Genomic DNA, 15,349 nt, shown 5'->3' on the forward strand with positions numbered 1-15,349 from the left:
TCGTGGACTTCCAGCACTCCCCCGCCGTCTGGGCGGAGCACCCCACCCTGGCCGCGGGGACGGTCTTCGTGGTCGGCGTCGACGCCCGCGCCGACGTCGGCCAGCGGGTCGAGCGGTTCGCCGCCGTGGCGCGCGACCGCCTGGCCGGCGGCACGGAAAGCGACCTGCCCGAGATCCAGGCCTGGCGGCGGACCTTCACGCGGATGGGGCTCAAGCCCACCCAGTACCGGTGCGCCGCCGAGGCCCTGCTGCGGCGCTTCCGCAAGGAGGGCGCGCTGCCCCGCATCCACCCGCTGATCGACCTGTGCAACGCGGTCTCGCTGGCCTACGCGGTCCCCATCGCGGCCTTCGACGTGACGCGCGTCGACGGCGGCCTGGAGGTACGGCACGCCCGCGGCGACGAGGTGTACCTCACCTTCGCGGGCGAGACCGAGCATCCCGAGCCGGGCGAGGTGATCTTCGCGGACGCGGGCGGCCGGGCGCACGCGCGACGCTGGTCGAACCGGCAGAGCGGTCACTCGGCCGTCCGCGACTCGACGACCGAGGTGCTGATCGTCGCCGAGGCGCTGCACGAGACGGCCGCCGACGACGTGGCGGAGCTCACCGGCGTCCTGGTCGAGGAGCTGGGCCGCGCCTGGCCGGTCAAGCCCGACAGCGCCCTGCTGAGCGCGGCCTCCCCGCGTTTCTCCTACGAGGTGCGCCGGTAGGGGGCTATCGGGTTGCGCAGCGTGCCGACGAGCTGCAGCGCGCCCGCCGGGTCGGCCAGGTCCACCATCTGCTGGTTGTCGCGCAGCTGGAGCCGGTTGAGGCAGGACAGCGCGAACTCCTCGGCGAACATGTCATGCCGCCGGAACCTGTCGGCCAGGTGCGGGACCGAGTCCTGGTAGTCGGCCACGCAGCGGGCCACCGTACGCCAGAACTCCTCCTCCCCCAGCACCCCGTCGCTCACCAGGGCGGCGCTGAGGTGCCGCAGGAAGCAGTCGAACACGTCGGTGAAGATCGACAGGATCTTCAGCTCCTCGGGCACCTTCGCCCTGATGCGCTCCACCTGCGGCGGCAGCGGCAGGTCGGGGTCCATCACCACGATCTCCTCGGCGATGTCCTTGAAGATCGCCCGCTCCACCACGCAGCCGTCGAGCACGAGGATGACGTTCTCGCCGTGCGGCATGAACGCCAGCTCGTAGGCGTAGAAGCAGTGCAGCAGCGGGCGCAGGTAGGCCTCCAGGTAGCGGCGCAGCCACTCCTCGGGCCGCAGCCCGGAGCCCCTGACGAGCTCGGCGGCCAGGCCCGGGTGGAGCAGCGAGGCCATGGTGGCCAGCCGCCTGCCCGGCTCCAGGCCCGGCACCGGGCTCTCCCGCCACAGCGCGGCCAGCATCTTGCGGTAGGGCGAGTAGCGGTCGGTGGCGGCCTCGTACTGCCGGTGCCGGTAGCCCACGGCGGCCCGCTCCCTGATGATCGTCAGGCCCGTGTCCTTCAGCACCTCGTCCCCGGCGACGAGCGCGGCCAGCCAGTCGTTGATGGCCGGGGTCGCCTCCATGTAGGCGGCCGACAGGCCCCGCATGAAGCCCATGTTGAGCACCGACAGGGCCGTCTTGACGTAGTGCTTGGCCGGGTCGGTGGCGTTGAAGAAGGTGCGGATGGACTGCTGGGGCAGGTAGTCGTCGTCGCCTTCGCCGAGGCAGACCAGGCGGCGGGTGGCCAGCTCGCCCGCGAAGGTGACCGCGAGCTTGTTCCACCACTGCCAGGGATGGACCGGGATGAGCACGTAGTCGGCCAGGTCCAGGCCGAGGCCGGTCATGACGCCCGCGAACCGGCCCAGCGCCCGCTCGCCCAGCTCGAAGCGGATCAGCTCCTCGTAGGAGGTGTCGGCGGAGCAGGTGAACTGCGCGTGGTCGCGGTGGGCCGCCACCCAGATCAGCCGCACCGGGCGGCCGGCCTCGGGGGCGTAGGCGTGGTACTCGTGGATGCCGAAGCCGAGCCGCCCGTTGTTGGCCACGAAGCACGGGTGCCCCTCGGTCATCCCGCTCTCCAGGGCCTGGAAGTCGTCGGTGGCGGCGACCGGCGGCCTGGTGAGCTTGTAGGCGGTCCCGGCCAGGGTGGAGCCGATCTCCTCCAGGTACACCGGCAGCACCCGGTCGCTCAGCCCCAGCGCCTCCCGCAGCTCCAGCACCAGCTCCACGGCGTCCAGCGGCCCGTCAGGGTGGCGGGTGAGGCTGTCGGCGTCGATGTGCCAGTGGTCCAGGGCCATGCGGCGGGCGGCGAAGCGGTACTCCACGCCGGCGCCGCGTACGGCGTAGCAGCCCGGCCCGACGGGCTCGGGCGTGATGAGCCGCTCGTGGGCGAACTCGGCCAGCGCCTTGCGGACCAGGCGCCGGTTGGCCACGGCCCAGGCCTCGGGGTTGAGGTGGCGGACGGCCTCGCAGGGGTTCACGCCGTCACCCCCTGGCGGAAGCTCTCGCGGGTGCAGACGCTCAGCAGGGCCTGCTTCTCGGGCTTGGCGACGACGCCGACGACCTCGAAGCCGACGGCCGCGTTCAGCGCCTGCACGGCCTCGTTGCGCACGTCCGGCTCGACCACCACGCGGCGCACGGCCGGGTCGGAGAACAGCCACTCGACGATCCAGCCGATCACGGCGCGGGTGAAGCCGTGGATCGGCCGGTCGGTGGGCGCGCACAGGAAGTGCATGCCCACGTCGCCCTCCTCGTGCTCGTAGAGCCCGTTGAGCTCGACGTGGGCGGGGTCGTAGCGCTCCACGAGGAAGGCGGGCACGCCGTCGGCCAGCCCGATGAAGGCGTCGTGGTGCGGGTGCGCGGCGATCTGCCGGTAGACCTCGCGCACCCGGGCCACGTCGGCGTCCTGCATCATCCAGAACACGGCCTTGGGGTGCGTCACCCAGCCGTGCAGCAGCTCGGCGTCCGCGTCGGGGTCCAGCGGGCGCAGGGAGAATCTCATGCGGGTGCTCCGAACTCCTGGAAGGCGATGCTCTTCTCGATCGGGTAGTGCTCGCGGCCCAGCAGCTCGCGGATGATCCACGAGTTGCGGTAGGGGCCCATGCCGAGGTCCGGCGAGGTGATGCTGTGGGTGTGGGTGCCGCCGTTCTGCAGGAAGATCTCCCGGCCGGTGACGTCGATGCTGTAGTTGCGGGCGACGGCGTAGCGGCCGCGCGAGTCCCAGCGGATGCGGTCGCGCACCGGCTCCAGGAAGGCCGGCACCTCGTGCCGGTAGCCGGTGGCCAGCACCAGGCCGTCGGTGCGCAGCGTGAAGTCCCGTTCCTGCTCGACGTGGCGGAACGTCAGCGTGTAGCCGCCGTCATAGGCGGCGCCGGTCAGCTCGGCGTTGGTGATGAGCCTGGTCGGTACGGCTCCCGCCGCGCTCTTGGTGTAGAGCAGGTCGAAGATGGCGTTGATCAGGTCGGTGTCGATGCCCTTGAACAGGCCCTTCTGCTCGGCCTCCAGCCGGTAGCGGGTGTTCTCGGGCAGGGCGTGGAAGTAGTCCACGTAGTCGGGCGAGGTCATCTCCAGCGTGAGCTTGGTGTACTCCAGCGGGAAGAACCGCGGCGACCTGGTGACCCACGTCAGGCGGTAGCCCCGGGTGTCGATGTCGGACAGCAGGTCGTAGTAGATCTCCGCGGCGCTCTGGCCGCTGCCGACGACCGTGATGCTCTCCTTGTCCTGGAGCGCGGCCTTGCCGTACAGGTAGCCGGAGCTGTGCAGGAAGTCGCCGCCGAGGTCCCGGCAGGCGGGCGGCAGGTACGGCGCGGCGCCGGTGCCCACCACCAGCCGCCGCGTCCGGTACTCGGCCGTGGCGGTGCGGACGGTGTAGCGGTCACCGTCGTGGGTGACCTCCAGCACCTCCTGGCCGAAGCGGAGGCTGGAGAGCCTGGAGGCGGCCCACCTGCAGTAGGCGTCGTACTCCCGGCGCAGCGGGTAGAAGCTCTCGCGGATGTAGAAGGGGTAGAGTCGGCCGGTCTCCTTCAGGTAGTTGAGGAAGGAGTACGGCGAGGTCGGGTCGGCGAGGGTGACCAGGTCGGCCAGGAACGGCGTCTGCAGGGTGACCGACTCCAGCAGCATGCCGGGATGCCAGTCGACGGCCTGGCGGCGCTCCAGGAACAGCCCGTCCAGCTCCTCGATCGGCTCGGTCAGGCAGGCCAGGCCGAGGTTGAAGGGGCCGAGCCCGACGGCGACGAAGTCATACTCGGACAACTGTGCCTCCAACGGCGTCTCCCACGAACTCCGTGGCGAACCGGTCGATCAGGTCGAGGACCTCGGCGACGTCTTCGAGCGTGGTCTCGGGGTTGAGGATCGTGAACTTCAGGTACTGCCGACCGTCGACCTTGGTCCCGGCGACCATGGCCCGGCCGGAGGCGCCCAGGGCCTGGCGGGCGTGCCGGTTGGCCCTGTCGATGAGGTCCGGGTCGGTGAGGTCGGGGTCGGCAAGGTCGGGGTCGGCGGGGAGCCAGCGGAACACCACGGTGCTCAGCTGCGACCGGGCCGCGACCTCGAAGCGGGGGTCGCCGGCCAGCAGCTCCCAGACGCGCCCGGCCAGGTCCACCACCTCGTCGAACAGCTCGCCGATCGCCTCGGCGCCCATGACGCGCAGGGTCAGCCACAGCTTGAGCGCGTCGAAGCGCCGGGTGGTCTGCAGGCTCTTGTCGACCTGGTTGGGGACGCGGGCGGTGGCGGGGTTGAGGTAGTCGGCGTGGTAGGTGGCGTGCCGCAGGCAGGCGCCGTCGCGCACGATCACGGCGCTGGAGCTGACGGGCTGGAAGAAGGACTTGTGGAAGTCGACGGTGACCGAGTCGGCGCGCTCGATGCCGTCGAGCAGGTGCCGCCGGGTCGGGGAGACCAGCAGGCCGCAGCCGTAGGCGGCGTCCACGTGCAGCCACGCCCCGGTGACGGCGCACACGTCGGCGATCTCGGGCAGCGGGTCGATGGAGCCGAAGTCGGTCGTGCCGGCCGTCGCCACCACGGCCATGACGACCTCGTCCTCGCGCCAGCACCGCTCGATCTCCCAGGCCAGCGCGTCGGGCCGCATGCGGCGGTCCCGGTCGGCGGGCACGGCCACGACGGCGCCGGGGTCCAGGCCCAGCAGCTTGGCGGATTTCTGGACGCTGAAGTGGGCGGCCTCGGAGGCCAGCACGCGCAGCCTGCCCGGCTCGGCGGCGCGGGCCTCCTCGCGGGCCAGCAGCAGGGCCTGGAGGTTGGACTGGGTGCCGCCGCTGGTGAAGACGCCGTCGGCGGCCGGGCCCAGGCCGAGGCGGGCGGCGGTCCACTCGATGAGCCGGCGCTCGATGAGGGTGGCGCCGGCGCTCTGGTCCCAGGTGTCCAGGGAGGAGTTCACCGCCGTCAGGATCGCCTCGCCCAGCAGGGCGGGGATCACCACGGGGCAGTTGAGGTGGGCCAGGTAGCGGGGGTGGTGGAAGTAGACGGCGTCCCGCAGGTACACCTCCTCCAGCTCATCCAGGGCGGCCCGCGGGTCGCGCAGCGGGCGGTCGAGGTCGATCCGGGCGATCTCCGTGGCCAGCCGGTCGGGGGCGATCCCGGTGAAGGGGCCCCTGACCCGGGCGATCCGGTCGGCCACCCGGCCGATTCCCTCGGTCAGGCAGTCGCGGTAGCTGTCCACCGTGCGGTCGTTGAACAGGTACGGCCTTGCGGCAGAAGGCATGCTCGTCCTCGGCAGTCTCGGTAGTTAGGCGAGCCTAACCTAATATTGACGGTCATTTGAGGCAAGCCTTACCTAACTATGATGATTCTGGCCTGGCGCACCGCTATGGCGACGAGCAGGGCGATCGCCACCACATCGAACGCCACGCCGGTGATCGCGCGAGACGCGCCGCCGAGCGCGAGGACCAGGGCGAGGAAGGTCCCCTTGGTGGCGATCGCCGTCACGGCGACCGGGATCCGCACCCAGGGCCGGAAGGCGGCCCACACGATCGCGGCGCCCAGGGCCGCCTGCAGGACGCCGCGATGCTGGAGCAGCGCCAGCGTCATGGGGTCGCCGGGCACGGCCAGCCGGTAGGCCGACAGGCCGGCCTCGGCGGAGACGAGCGCGACGGCGGGCGTGGCCGTCACGAGGCCGATCAGAACCAGGGTCCAGCGGACGACGTTCTCCATTGCGCAGCCCTTCTGATAATCAGTAATACTGAATATCAGCTTAGCTGATGGAGCTTCCGGGAGCCTACAGTTGGACGCATGCGCGCACAGGCGGATCGCATCTCCGACCACACCGGCTACCGGCTGGTCAAGGTGGGTCACGTGGCGGCGGCGGCCTTCGACGAGGCGCTGGCGCCGCTCGGCATGCGTCCCCGGCACGTGATGGTGCTGGAGGCCATCCGCGGCGGCACGCTGTCCCAGCAGGACCTGTGCCAGCTGACCGGCATGGACCGCACGACGATGGTGGCGGTGGTCGACGAGCTCGAACGGCTCGGCTACGCCCACCGCGAGCGCAGCGCCGCCGACCGCCGCAAGCACGTCGTCAAGCCGACCGCGGCGGGCGAGTCGGCGTTCGAGGAGGCCGCCCGCGCGCTGCTGGCGGCCGAGGAGGCGCTGCTCGGCCCGCTGTCGGCGGCCGAGCGGGACAGCCTCGGCGGGCTCGTCGCCAAGCTCTTCGAGGCCGCCGCCCGTCGCCCCGGCTGAGGCACCCCGGCGGCCGTCCCGGCCCGCGATGGCCCCGCCCCGCGACGCCCCCGGCGGCCATCCCGGGCCCGCGACTCCCCGGCGGCCCGATTCCCGGCTTCCCCTCCGGAGGAACCCCGGCACGGCGATGATCGTTCCATGTGCCGGTGCGCCCCGGGCGCACCCGACTCAAGGGAGGAACGATGGTCTTCAAACGCATGCTGGGCGCCTTCGGCGTCGGCGGCCCCTCGGTGGACACCGTGCTCGCCGTACCGGTCGCCCACCCAGGCGGGACGCTGACCGGCGAGGTCAGGCTCAAGGGCGGCGACTTCGACGCCGAGATCGAGCACATCACGCTCGGGCTGGTGGCCCGCGTGGAGCTCGAGTACGGCGACGGCGAGGCCGACGGGCTGGGCGAGTTCTTCCGCGCCCAGGTCTGCGGGCCGCTGACGCTGCGCAAGGGAGAGGAGCGGGCGGTCGGCTTCCACGTCGAGCTGCCGTGGGAGACGCCGGTCAGCCGGGTCGAGGGGCGGCACCTGCCCGGCATGGCCGTGGGCGTGCGGACCGAGGTGGCCATCGCCAAGGCCGTCGACAAGGGCGACCTGGACCCGCTCGCCGTCGAGCCGCTGCCCTCGCAGGCCCAGGTGCTGCGCGGCCTGGCCCAGCTCGGCTACCACCTCAAGGCGGCCGACCTGGAGGCGGGGCACATCCGGGGCGCGCGCCAGGAGCTGCCGTTCTACCAGGAGATCGAGTTCTACCCGCCCGCCCAGCACGCGGGCCGCGTCAACGAGATCGAGCTGACCTTCCTCGCGAGCCCCGCGGGCCTCCAGGTCGTGCTGGAGGCCGACAAGCGCAGCGGCCGGTACGGCGACGCCGTCGGCCGGTGGCAGGTGACCCACGAGCAGGCCCTCGGCATCGACTGGGCCGCCGAGATCGACCGCTGGGTCACGGGCCTGAGCGAGTACGGCCACGCCGCCGAGCCGTACCACGCCGAGCCGTACGAGCACCACGGCGGGCACCACGGCGGGCACGGCCTGGGCGGGCTCGCGGCGGCGGGCGCGGCCGGGATGGTCGGCGGCTTCCTGGCGGCCGAGGCGGTCGAGGAGGTCTTCGAGGACGCCTTCGAGGGTGACTCCGGCGGCGACTGGTAGGGAGTGGATCAAGCGGCAAGGGGGCTTCTGGGATGATCTTTGCGATCTGTCCCCTCACCTTCGGGAGCGGCCCCCTTGTCGAGCTTGTCGAGGCGAGAGCGCGTACGCGTCTTCCTGGAGTCCCCCCTCGTCCAGCGCGCGGTGATCTGCGTGATCGTCGTCAACGCCGTCACCATGGGCTGCGAGACCAGTCCCGCCCTCATGGACAGCGTGGGCTGGCTGCTCGTGGCCGTGGACCACACGGCGCTGGCGATCTTCACGGCGGAGATCGCCGTGCGCCTGTACGCCTACGGGCGCGCGTTCTTCAAGGACCCCTGGAACTGGTTCGACACCGTCATCGTGGCGATCGCGCTGATCCCGGCGAGCGGCCCCACCTCGATCCTGCGGGCGCTGCGCATCCTGCGGGCCCTGCGGCTGGTGTCGGCCGTGCCGAGCATGCGCCGCGTCGTCCACGCGCTGCTGACCGCCGTGCCCGGCATGGCGTCCATCCTCGGCCTGCTGGTCCTGCTGGTCTACATCGCCGCGGTGATCTCGACCAAGCTGTTCGGCGACATCCTGCCCGAGCGCTTCGACGACCTGCCGCGCTCGCTGTTCACGCTCTTCCAGATCATGACCGGCGACGACTGGGGCACCATCGCCCAGGCCGTCATGGACCACAAGCCCTGGGCGTGGGTGTTCTTCATCGCCTACATCCTGATGTCGACGTTCATCGCCCTCAACCTGTTCATCGCGGTCGTGGTGAACGCCATGAACGACGCGGAGGACTCGCCGACGGAGGTGCGGACGCAGGCCGAGCTCCAGGCGGTCAGGGAGGAGCTGGCCGCGCTGAACGCCAAGCTCGACCTGCTGGCGAGGCGACCCTAGGCGGCCTCGTAGAGCGAGACCGCGAAGGGGCGCACGGCGTGCGGCTCCACGTGTTCGTCGATCTTGCACACCGCCGGGCTGGTGTCCACGAAGGCGTGCAGCCGCCTGGCCTCCGGCCACGGGTGCACCAGCACGAGCACGCCGCCGGGCACCAGCACCTCCCCCAGCCGCTCGGCGGCGCGCCCGAGCCGGCTGTCCCTGCCCAGGTAGTACAGGGTCTCGGCGCAGAACACCAGGTGGAAGCCGCCCCGCACGCCGAGCTCGAGGATGTCGGCGTGGACGAACCGCACCCGTCCCACCGCGTGCAGGGTACGGCGGCGCGCCCGGTCCAGGGCGCGGCGCGAGATGTCCACCCCGGCGATCTGCGCCTCCGGATAGGTTCGGGCGAGCAGCTCGGTGAACACGCCCTCGCTGCAGCCCACCTCCAGGATCCTCGGGTACGGCCTGGCGGGCAGCCGGCTGATCGTGGTGAGGTACTTGTGCTGCTCGTAGGCGTCGCTCGCCAGGTTCCACGGGTCCGGCCGGCGATGCCACCAGTCGAAGTAGCGGCGCAGGATCGCCCCCTGCGCGTGTGAGCCGAGCGCCGACACGGCTCCGAAGAACGACCGGTGCATGATCTCCGGCATTTTCCGCGTGAAGCCCACCAAGCCTCCCCTTTCGCCCGAGTCCCGATCGGAAAGCCACGACCGGGATCACCGGCGTGCGCGCCGTGCGGCGGAAGATCAGGGATCTCTCAGGGGCCGCGCGATCAGGAATCGTTCAGGCTCAGGGAGACGCTACCCCGGGACGCCCGCCCCTCCAACAGCCGCTCGAACAGCTCCTCCCACATCGGCATGACGACCTCGGGCGAGTAGGCGCGGGCGGTGACCGCGGCGGCGGCGCCCATCCGCACCCGCAGGTCGCGGTCGGCGAGGAGCCGGTCGAGCGCGGCGGCGAGGGCGTCGACGTCCTGGGGCGGCACCAGGACGCCGTCCTCGCCGTCGGTGAGCACGTCCGCCGGCCCGGTCGGGCAGTCGAAGGCGACGACCGGCAGCGCGTGGGACATCGCCTCGATCATGACCATCGGCAGGCCCTCGAAGCGCGAGCTGAGCACGAAGACCGAGGCCCTGGCCAGCTCGCGGTCCATCGCGGCGGTGCGTCCCATGAGCCGCACGTGCTCACCCAGGCCCAGCTCGTCGATGAGCGCCTGGAGCCGGTCCCCGCGCGGGCCGGTGCCGAAGATGCGCAGCCGCCAGTCGGGGTGGCGGCGCACCACCTGGCCGAAGGCGGGGATGAGCAGGTCGAAGCCCTTCTGGGAGACCAGCCGCCCGGCGGCGACCACGACCGGGTGCTCCTGGGTGGACAGCATGGCCCCGCCGCCCTGCACCGCGTTGGGGATCAGCATGACGGGCAGGCCTGGCAGGGCGCGGCGGTACTCCTCCTGGCTGGTCCTCGTCAGCACGGTGACGGCGTCGAGCTTGCCGTAGTGGCGGACGATCTCCTGGCGGACCGGTTCGCGGTAGGCCTCCAGGTTCATGTGCTCCTGCGCGAGGCGCACCACGCGCCTGGAGCCGCGGCGGGCGGCGATCAGGTTCAGGGCGGGGCGCGTGGTCACCAGGACGCCGTCCTCCAGGTCCGCCACGTAGTCCATGACCGCCTTCTCGACCCGCTCGGTGAAGTACTCGGCGGCGTACTCGCCGACGGGCACGACCTTGCCGCGCACCCGCCGCCAGACCTTGCGCGCCACGGAGTCCCGCGTGACGCCCTCGCGCTGGTCGACCAGCGTCGAGACCGTCACGCGCGGGTCGATGGCGAAGTGCGGCTCGTCGCGGCGGCGCACCACGCTGACCACCTCGACGTCGTGTCCCCGCTCGGCCATCGCGGCGGCCTGGTTCAGCACCGTGCGGATGGTGCCGCCCATGCCGTACGCGTGCAGGAGCACGTAGCGGATCTTCATGGCAGGTAGCCCCAGGCCTTGCACATCGGCCGCAGCGCCTCGGGGATCTGCTCGGGCGGCGGCACGTCGCGGCCGGGCTGGACGGTGCCCGAGACGATCTTGTCCTTCCAGTCGCCGAGCCCCTTGCGCACCACGTCCGGCTTGCCGTACCGCAGCATCCCCGGCTCCCAGTCCACCTTCAGGAACTCGCAGATGGCGCGTGTCTGGGCCTCGGGGTCGGCGGTGAGGTCCTCGTAGCGGACGGTCAGCCCGGTGAGCGCCTTGCGCGCCCGGTGCACGGCCTTCATGTACCGCAGGGCGTCGGCGACGGCCTCGTCCCGGGTGCGCTTGTCCTGGCCGGCCTCGTACCACGACTCGGCGATCGAGGCGGGGTGGCGCAGCAGGAAGATGTACCGGGCGTCCGGCCAGCAGGTCGCGATCCGCTCGTAGGCGAAGGCGTTGGACGGCGTCTTGTCCACGATGTAGCGCTTGCCGCTGCGCACCAGCTCGCGGTGGAGCACCCGGTCCCACAGCAGGTGCTCCAGGTCGGCCTGGTTGTGGCCCAGCTCGGCCATCGCCTTCTCGGCCAGCGAGGTGCCGAACCCGACCGTCAGCCGCCGCACGTGCAGCTCGTGGGGGGCGTGCAGCTCGGAGTGGGCGTTCAGGACCGCCCGGAGCAGCGTGGAGCCGGAGCGCACCGGGCACATGATGAAGATCGGCTCGACCAGCAGCCTGTCGGTCCGCGGGTCGGCCGGGGGCCTGACCAGCTCCTTGGCCGCGGACTCGGGCGGCTTCACCGGCTTGCCGGTCTTCTCCGACCGCTTGAGTTGGTAGCCGGTGTACCTGACGAGCGCTTTGTTGAGTGTGCGCTGCCACGTCATGCCGACGCAGGCTACCTACTGTTCCTGGTAGTTACCTGGGAACGGCTACCTGGCAAAGGAGGAATGGCCCGCGGATGACACGGGCCTTACCCGCCCGGCGGTTCAGCCGACGCGCTCGGCCAGGCGCACCGTGACGCTGTCGCCGGCCTCCTTGCCGATCGCCCTGCGCACGCCGGCCCTGACCGGCAGCTTGTGCGTGCCGTCGCCCAGCGCCATGAACGAGCTCTCGAACGGGTGGCCGTCGATGCTGCCCCGCACCTTGACCAGGCCGCGCGTGCCGAAGTACTCGGCCGAGCCGGGCATCACCACGTAGGTCCATCCGCCCTTGCCGGAGCTCTTCTGGAGGATCGCCGTGAACTCCTTGTCCAGGGCGTACTGCTTGGCGGTCGTCTTGGCGGTCATCGCGCCCCTCCCTCGACGATCTCCAAGCCGTTGCCGTCGGGGTCGCGCAGGGCGAACATCGGCGGGACGCCCTCCCACAGCAGCAGCTCGCCCACGTCCACCCCCTTGGCGCGCAGCTCGGCGTGGGCCTTGGCGGCGTCGTCCACGGTGAGGCGGATGCCGGTCTCGACGCCCGGCTCCCCTCCGGGCAGGAGGGCGACGGTGGTGGCCGCCCCGCGCGGCGCGACCTCGATCCACCGCCCGCCCAGCTGCGGGACCGGGGCGTCGAGCCGCTTGTCCAGGCCGAGCGTGCCGACGTAGAACTCCAGCGCCCGGTCCTGGTCTCCGACTGGGACGCCGACGGTGTGGATGCCGGTGATCATGGTGGTCTCCCTGGTGGTGGGGCTTCGTCACGGAGACAGACCGGCGGGCGCGGCGAAACTCATCGCCGTGGCGGCATCCCTGGACCGTGGGCGTCCCGCCACTAGCCTGGTGTGGTGAGCAGGGGTCATCGCGCGGTGCCGCACACGGCCGACATCGCGGTGGAGGCGTGGGCGGACACCCGGGAGGAGTGCCTGGCCGAGGCGGTGCGAGGGCTGGTGGAGAGCTTCGCCGACGTCGGCGACGCGGTGCCGGACGACAGCGTCATGATCTCCCTGCTCCCCGACGGGGACGAGGACCTGCTGTTCCGGGTGCTGGATGAGGTGATCTACCAGGTCGAGGTGTACGGCAGGGTGGCGGTGGACGTGTCGGTCGACGAGCGGACCGGCGCGAGCATGGGCCAGGTGGAGGTACGGCTGGCCACGGTCCCCGCCGAGATGGTGGACCAGGTGGGCGCGATGCCCAAGGCGGTGGCCGTCCACGGGCTGCGGTTCGGCAGGGAGGCCGGGGTGTGGCGGGCGCACGTGGTCGTGGACGTCTAGCCTTCGACCGTTCCCCGCCTGTGCCCACTTCTAGCCCTTGACGACTCCCACGGGGACGAGCTTGGCCACCCGGCGGGCCAGGCCCGCCCGCTCGCACGCCTCGACCACCGCGTCCACGTCCTTGTACGCCTGGGGCGTCTCCTCGGTCAGCCCGCGGGCGGACGCCCCGCGCACGGCGATCCCCGCGGCCTCCAGCTCGGCCCGCAGCTTGGCGGCCGTGGTGGTCTTGAGCGCCCGGTGGCGGCTCAGCCGGCGTCCCGCGCCGTGGCACGCCGAGGCGAACGCCGGAGCGTCCCGCACCCCGGCCAGCACGTACGAACCGGTGCCCATCGAGCCGGGCACGAGCACGGGCTGGCCCACCGGGCGCAGGTCGGCGGGCAGGTCCTCGTGGCCGGGAGGCAGCGCCAGCGTGGCGCCCTTGCGGTGCACGCACAGGCGGCGGCCGCGATGCGTCTCCAGCTTGGCGAGGTTGTGCGACACGTCATACAGCAGGGTGAGGTCGCCGTGGCCGGTGGCCCGCTCGAAGGCGCGCCTGGCGGCCTGGCCGAGCAGCTGCCGGTTGGCCCGGCCGTAGTTGGCCGCCGCCGCCATCGCGCCCAGGTAGGCCCGTCCCTCGGGGGAGTCGACCGGCGCGCAGGCCAGCTGCCGGTCGGGGACGCTGATCCCGTAGCGGGGCATGGCGGCTTCCATCCTCCGCACGAAGTCGGTGCAGATCTGGTGGCCCAGCCCGCGCGAGCCGGTGTGGATCATCACGCACACCCGCCCCCGCCACAGCCCGTACGCCTGGGCGATCCGCTCGTCGTAGACCTCGCAGACCGCCTCGACCTCCAGGAAGTGGTTGCCGGAGCCGAGGCTGCCGACCTGGTCCAGGCCCCGCTCGCGGGCCCGCTGCCCCACCGCGGCGGGGTCGGCGTCGGCGACCGCCCCGCGGTCCTCGCAGCGCTCCAGGTCGGCCGGGGTGCCGTGGCCGCGCTCGACGGCGTACCGGGCCCCGCCCGCCAGGATCTCCTCCAGCTCGCGGGGACGGCGCAGCCGCCACACGGCGCCGTGCCCCATGCCGCGCGGGACGGCGGCGTCGAGGGCGTCCATCAGCGCGGGCAGGCGGGGCCGCAGCTCGTCGGCGTGCAGGCCGGCCAGCAGGAGGCGGACCCCGCAGGAGATGTCGAACCCCACCCCGCCCGGCGAGACCACGCCTCCCGCCTCGACGTCCGTGGCCGCCACCCCGCCGATGGGGAACCCGTAGCCCCAGTGCATGTCCGGCATGGCGTAGGCGGCCTCTACGACGCCCGGCAGCGTGGCCACCGCGGCCACCTGGGCGAGCGCCTGGTCCTCTGCGGGGTCCGGCAGCAACGCCCTGGTCGCGAACACCACCCCGGGCACGCGCATCGCCCCGTGTGGCTCGATCCGCCACCGGTAGGGCGTCTCCTCCACCAGTTCCACGACCCGCCCGGGCTTCACGCCCCCGCCCTACCCCGCCCGCCGCGCGTCACGCCTGCGCCGGCCGGCCGAGGGGTTTCGAGGGGTCATGGGGTGATGACGTGCCGTCCGCCCGGCGCGGTGCCGTCGGCCATGGCGGCGAGGACGGCCGGCGCCTCGTCGAGGGAGACCGGCTCGACCTCCGGCAGGATGCCGTGCGCGGCGGCGAAGGCCAGCGTGTCGCGCAGGTCGTGCGGCGAGCCGGACGGCATCCCCATGACGCGCGCCCGGTTGACGACCAAGTGCATGGGCGAGACGCGCAGCGGGCTCGGATCGAAGCCGAGCATGAGCAGCGTGCCGTCGGGGGCGATGCCGCCCATCGCGGCCTCGGCGGCCGCGGTGCTGGGAGCGGTGTTGACGACGACGTCCGCGCCGCCGTCCCAGCCGCGCAGCGCGGCGGCCGGGTCCTGCTCGCCGGTGGCCACGAACAGCTCCGCGCCCAGCGCCTTGGCGTGGTCGGCGCCGCGGCCGTTGCGGGAGACCACCGCGACGCGGGCGCCCATGGCCACGGCGAAGCGGGCGGTCATCGTGCCCACCCCGCCGGTGCCCAGCACCGCCACCTTCGAGCCGGGCCGTACGCCCGCGTGCCGCAGGCCGTTGAAGCCGGTGATGCCGGCGCACATCAGCGGCGCGGCGGCGACGGGATCCAGGCTCTCGGGGATCGGGGTGGCGTAGCCGGCCTTCGCGATCATGTAGTTCGCGTAGCCGCCGTCGACGCCGACCCCGGTGGCCCGCTTGTCCGGGCAGAGGATCTGGTCGCCGCGCACGCAGTGGTCGCAGTGGCCGCAGGAGTCGTACAGGAACGGCACGCCGACACGGGTGCCGGCCGCCGGGAAGTCCACGCCCGGGCCCAGCGCCTCCACGACGCCGCTGACCTCGTGGCCCGGGACGACCGGGAAGGCGCCGAACGGATAGTGGCCTCGCAGGTGGTTGACCTCCGAGAAGCACATTCCACAGGCCACCACCCTGATGAGCAGCTCGCCCGGACCGGGCTCGGGGACCGGCCGCTCTTCGACGGCCAGCGGGGTGTTGGGGGCATGCAGGACTGCTGCGCGCATGAGAGGTTCTCCCTTCGTCATGTATCGACGATATACGAGATCATGTAATAACGCTAACCTCTAGTCAGTAGATCGTTGTTCTATAG

Annotated in this window: 17 protein-coding genes; 5 read left to right on the top strand and 12 right to left on the bottom strand. The window is 72.2% G+C overall.

The window, feature by feature from the left end:
- Positions 1–2: 2 nt before the first annotated feature.
- Complete coding sequence (locus BSB02_RS21410) at positions 3–707, top strand: B3/B4 domain-containing protein (RefSeq protein ID WP_084961057.1); 705 nt, start codon at positions 3–5, stop codon at positions 705–707.
- Here BSB02_RS21410 and BSB02_RS21415 read toward each other — a convergent pair.
- From BSB02_RS21415 to BSB02_RS21435, 5 genes are all read right to left on the bottom strand, one after another.
- On the bottom strand, positions 689–2,431 hold the full coding sequence (locus BSB02_RS21415) for an IucA/IucC family protein (RefSeq protein WP_084961059.1): 1,743 nt from the start codon (positions 2,429–2,431) through the stop codon (positions 689–691). The genes BSB02_RS21410 and BSB02_RS21415 overlap by 19 nt on opposite strands.
- Positions 2,428–2,952 carry a GNAT family N-acetyltransferase gene (locus BSB02_RS21420; RefSeq protein WP_084961061.1) on the bottom strand — a complete coding sequence of 175 codons (525 nt, stop codon included), beginning with the start codon at positions 2,950–2,952 and terminating at the stop codon, positions 2,428–2,430. The genes BSB02_RS21415 and BSB02_RS21420 overlap by 4 nt, the downstream gene beginning before the upstream one ends.
- Complete coding sequence (locus tag BSB02_RS21425) at positions 2,949–4,202, bottom strand: lysine N(6)-hydroxylase/L-ornithine N(5)-oxygenase family protein (RefSeq protein ID WP_084961063.1); 1,254 nt, start codon at positions 4,200–4,202, stop codon at positions 2,949–2,951. Before BSB02_RS21425 ends, BSB02_RS21420 begins: the two co-directional genes overlap by 4 nt.
- Positions 4,189–5,664, bottom strand: coding sequence for a pyridoxal phosphate-dependent decarboxylase family protein (locus BSB02_RS21430; protein ID WP_084961064.1), 1,476 nt, complete (start codon positions 5,662–5,664; stop codon positions 4,189–4,191). The genes BSB02_RS21425 and BSB02_RS21430 overlap by 14 nt, the downstream gene beginning before the upstream one ends.
- A 68-nt stretch (positions 5,665–5,732) precedes the next feature.
- A complete protein-coding gene (locus BSB02_RS21435; protein WP_084961066.1) occupies positions 5,733–6,113 on the bottom strand; it encodes a hypothetical protein in 381 nt (126 codons plus the stop codon).
- Between the two features lie 78 nt (positions 6,114–6,191).
- On the opposite strand from BSB02_RS21435, the gene BSB02_RS21440 reads away from it, so the two are divergent.
- From BSB02_RS21440 to BSB02_RS21450, 3 genes are all read left to right on the top strand, one after another.
- Positions 6,192–6,635, top strand: coding sequence for a MarR family winged helix-turn-helix transcriptional regulator (locus BSB02_RS21440; RefSeq protein WP_084961068.1), 444 nt, complete (start codon positions 6,192–6,194; stop codon positions 6,633–6,635).
- A 182-nt stretch (positions 6,636–6,817) separates the two neighbouring features.
- On the top strand, positions 6,818–7,765 hold the full coding sequence (locus BSB02_RS21445; protein ID WP_084961070.1) for a sporulation protein: 948 nt from the start codon (positions 6,818–6,820) through the stop codon (positions 7,763–7,765).
- Positions 7,766–7,849: 84 nt separating this feature from the next.
- Positions 7,850–8,629, top strand: coding sequence for an ion transporter (locus BSB02_RS21450; RefSeq protein ID WP_240506559.1), 780 nt, complete (start codon positions 7,850–7,852; stop codon positions 8,627–8,629).
- On the opposite strand, the gene BSB02_RS21455 is transcribed toward BSB02_RS21450, so the two are convergent.
- The 5 genes from BSB02_RS21455 to BSB02_RS21475 form a co-directional block, all read right to left on the bottom strand.
- The gene (locus tag BSB02_RS21455) at positions 8,626–9,273 is read right to left on the bottom strand and encodes a class I SAM-dependent methyltransferase (RefSeq protein ID WP_143590964.1); all 648 of its coding nucleotides are present in this window, start codon (positions 9,271–9,273) and stop codon (positions 8,626–8,628) included. The genes BSB02_RS21450 and BSB02_RS21455 overlap by 4 nt on opposite strands.
- Positions 9,274–9,377: 104 nt before the next feature.
- Complete coding sequence (locus BSB02_RS21460; protein WP_084961074.1) at positions 9,378–10,565, bottom strand: glycosyltransferase; 1,188 nt, start codon at positions 10,563–10,565, stop codon at positions 9,378–9,380.
- The gene (locus tag BSB02_RS21465; protein WP_084961076.1) at positions 10,562–11,425 is read right to left on the bottom strand and encodes a sulfotransferase family protein; all 864 of its coding nucleotides are present in this window, start codon (positions 11,423–11,425) and stop codon (positions 10,562–10,564) included. The genes BSB02_RS21460 and BSB02_RS21465 overlap by 4 nt, the downstream gene beginning before the upstream one ends.
- Before the next feature lie 102 nt (positions 11,426–11,527).
- Entirely contained in the window at positions 11,528–11,827 is a 300-nt protein-coding gene (locus BSB02_RS21470; RefSeq protein WP_084961078.1) for a DUF1905 domain-containing protein, read from the bottom strand.
- On the bottom strand, positions 11,824–12,189 hold the full coding sequence (locus BSB02_RS21475) for a VOC family protein (RefSeq protein ID WP_084961080.1): 366 nt from the start codon (positions 12,187–12,189) through the stop codon (positions 11,824–11,826). The genes BSB02_RS21470 and BSB02_RS21475 overlap by 4 nt, the downstream gene beginning before the upstream one ends.
- 114 nt (positions 12,190–12,303) lie before the next feature.
- Between BSB02_RS21475 and BSB02_RS21480 the strand changes: the two genes are divergently transcribed.
- Positions 12,304–12,729 carry an archease gene (locus tag BSB02_RS21480; protein ID WP_206184806.1) on the top strand — a complete coding sequence of 142 codons (426 nt, stop codon included), beginning with the start codon at positions 12,304–12,306 and terminating at the stop codon, positions 12,727–12,729.
- 30 nt (positions 12,730–12,759) lie between these two features.
- Here BSB02_RS21480 and BSB02_RS21485 read toward each other — a convergent pair whose 3' ends face one another.
- Positions 12,760–14,187, bottom strand: coding sequence for an RtcB family protein (locus BSB02_RS21485; protein ID WP_276206340.1), 1,428 nt, complete (start codon positions 14,185–14,187; stop codon positions 12,760–12,762).
- Positions 14,188–14,252: 65 nt separating this feature from the next.
- Positions 14,253–15,263, bottom strand: a complete 1,011-nt coding sequence (locus tag BSB02_RS21490; protein ID WP_084961084.1) for an alcohol dehydrogenase catalytic domain-containing protein — start codon at positions 15,261–15,263, stop codon at positions 14,253–14,255.
- Positions 15,264–15,349 lie beyond the last annotated feature (86 nt).

Origin of the sequence: Thermoactinospora rubra (assembly GCF_002093975.1) — a bacterium.
Classification (GTDB): domain Bacteria; phylum Actinomycetota; class Actinomycetes; order Streptosporangiales; family Streptosporangiaceae; genus Nonomuraea; species Nonomuraea rubra_A.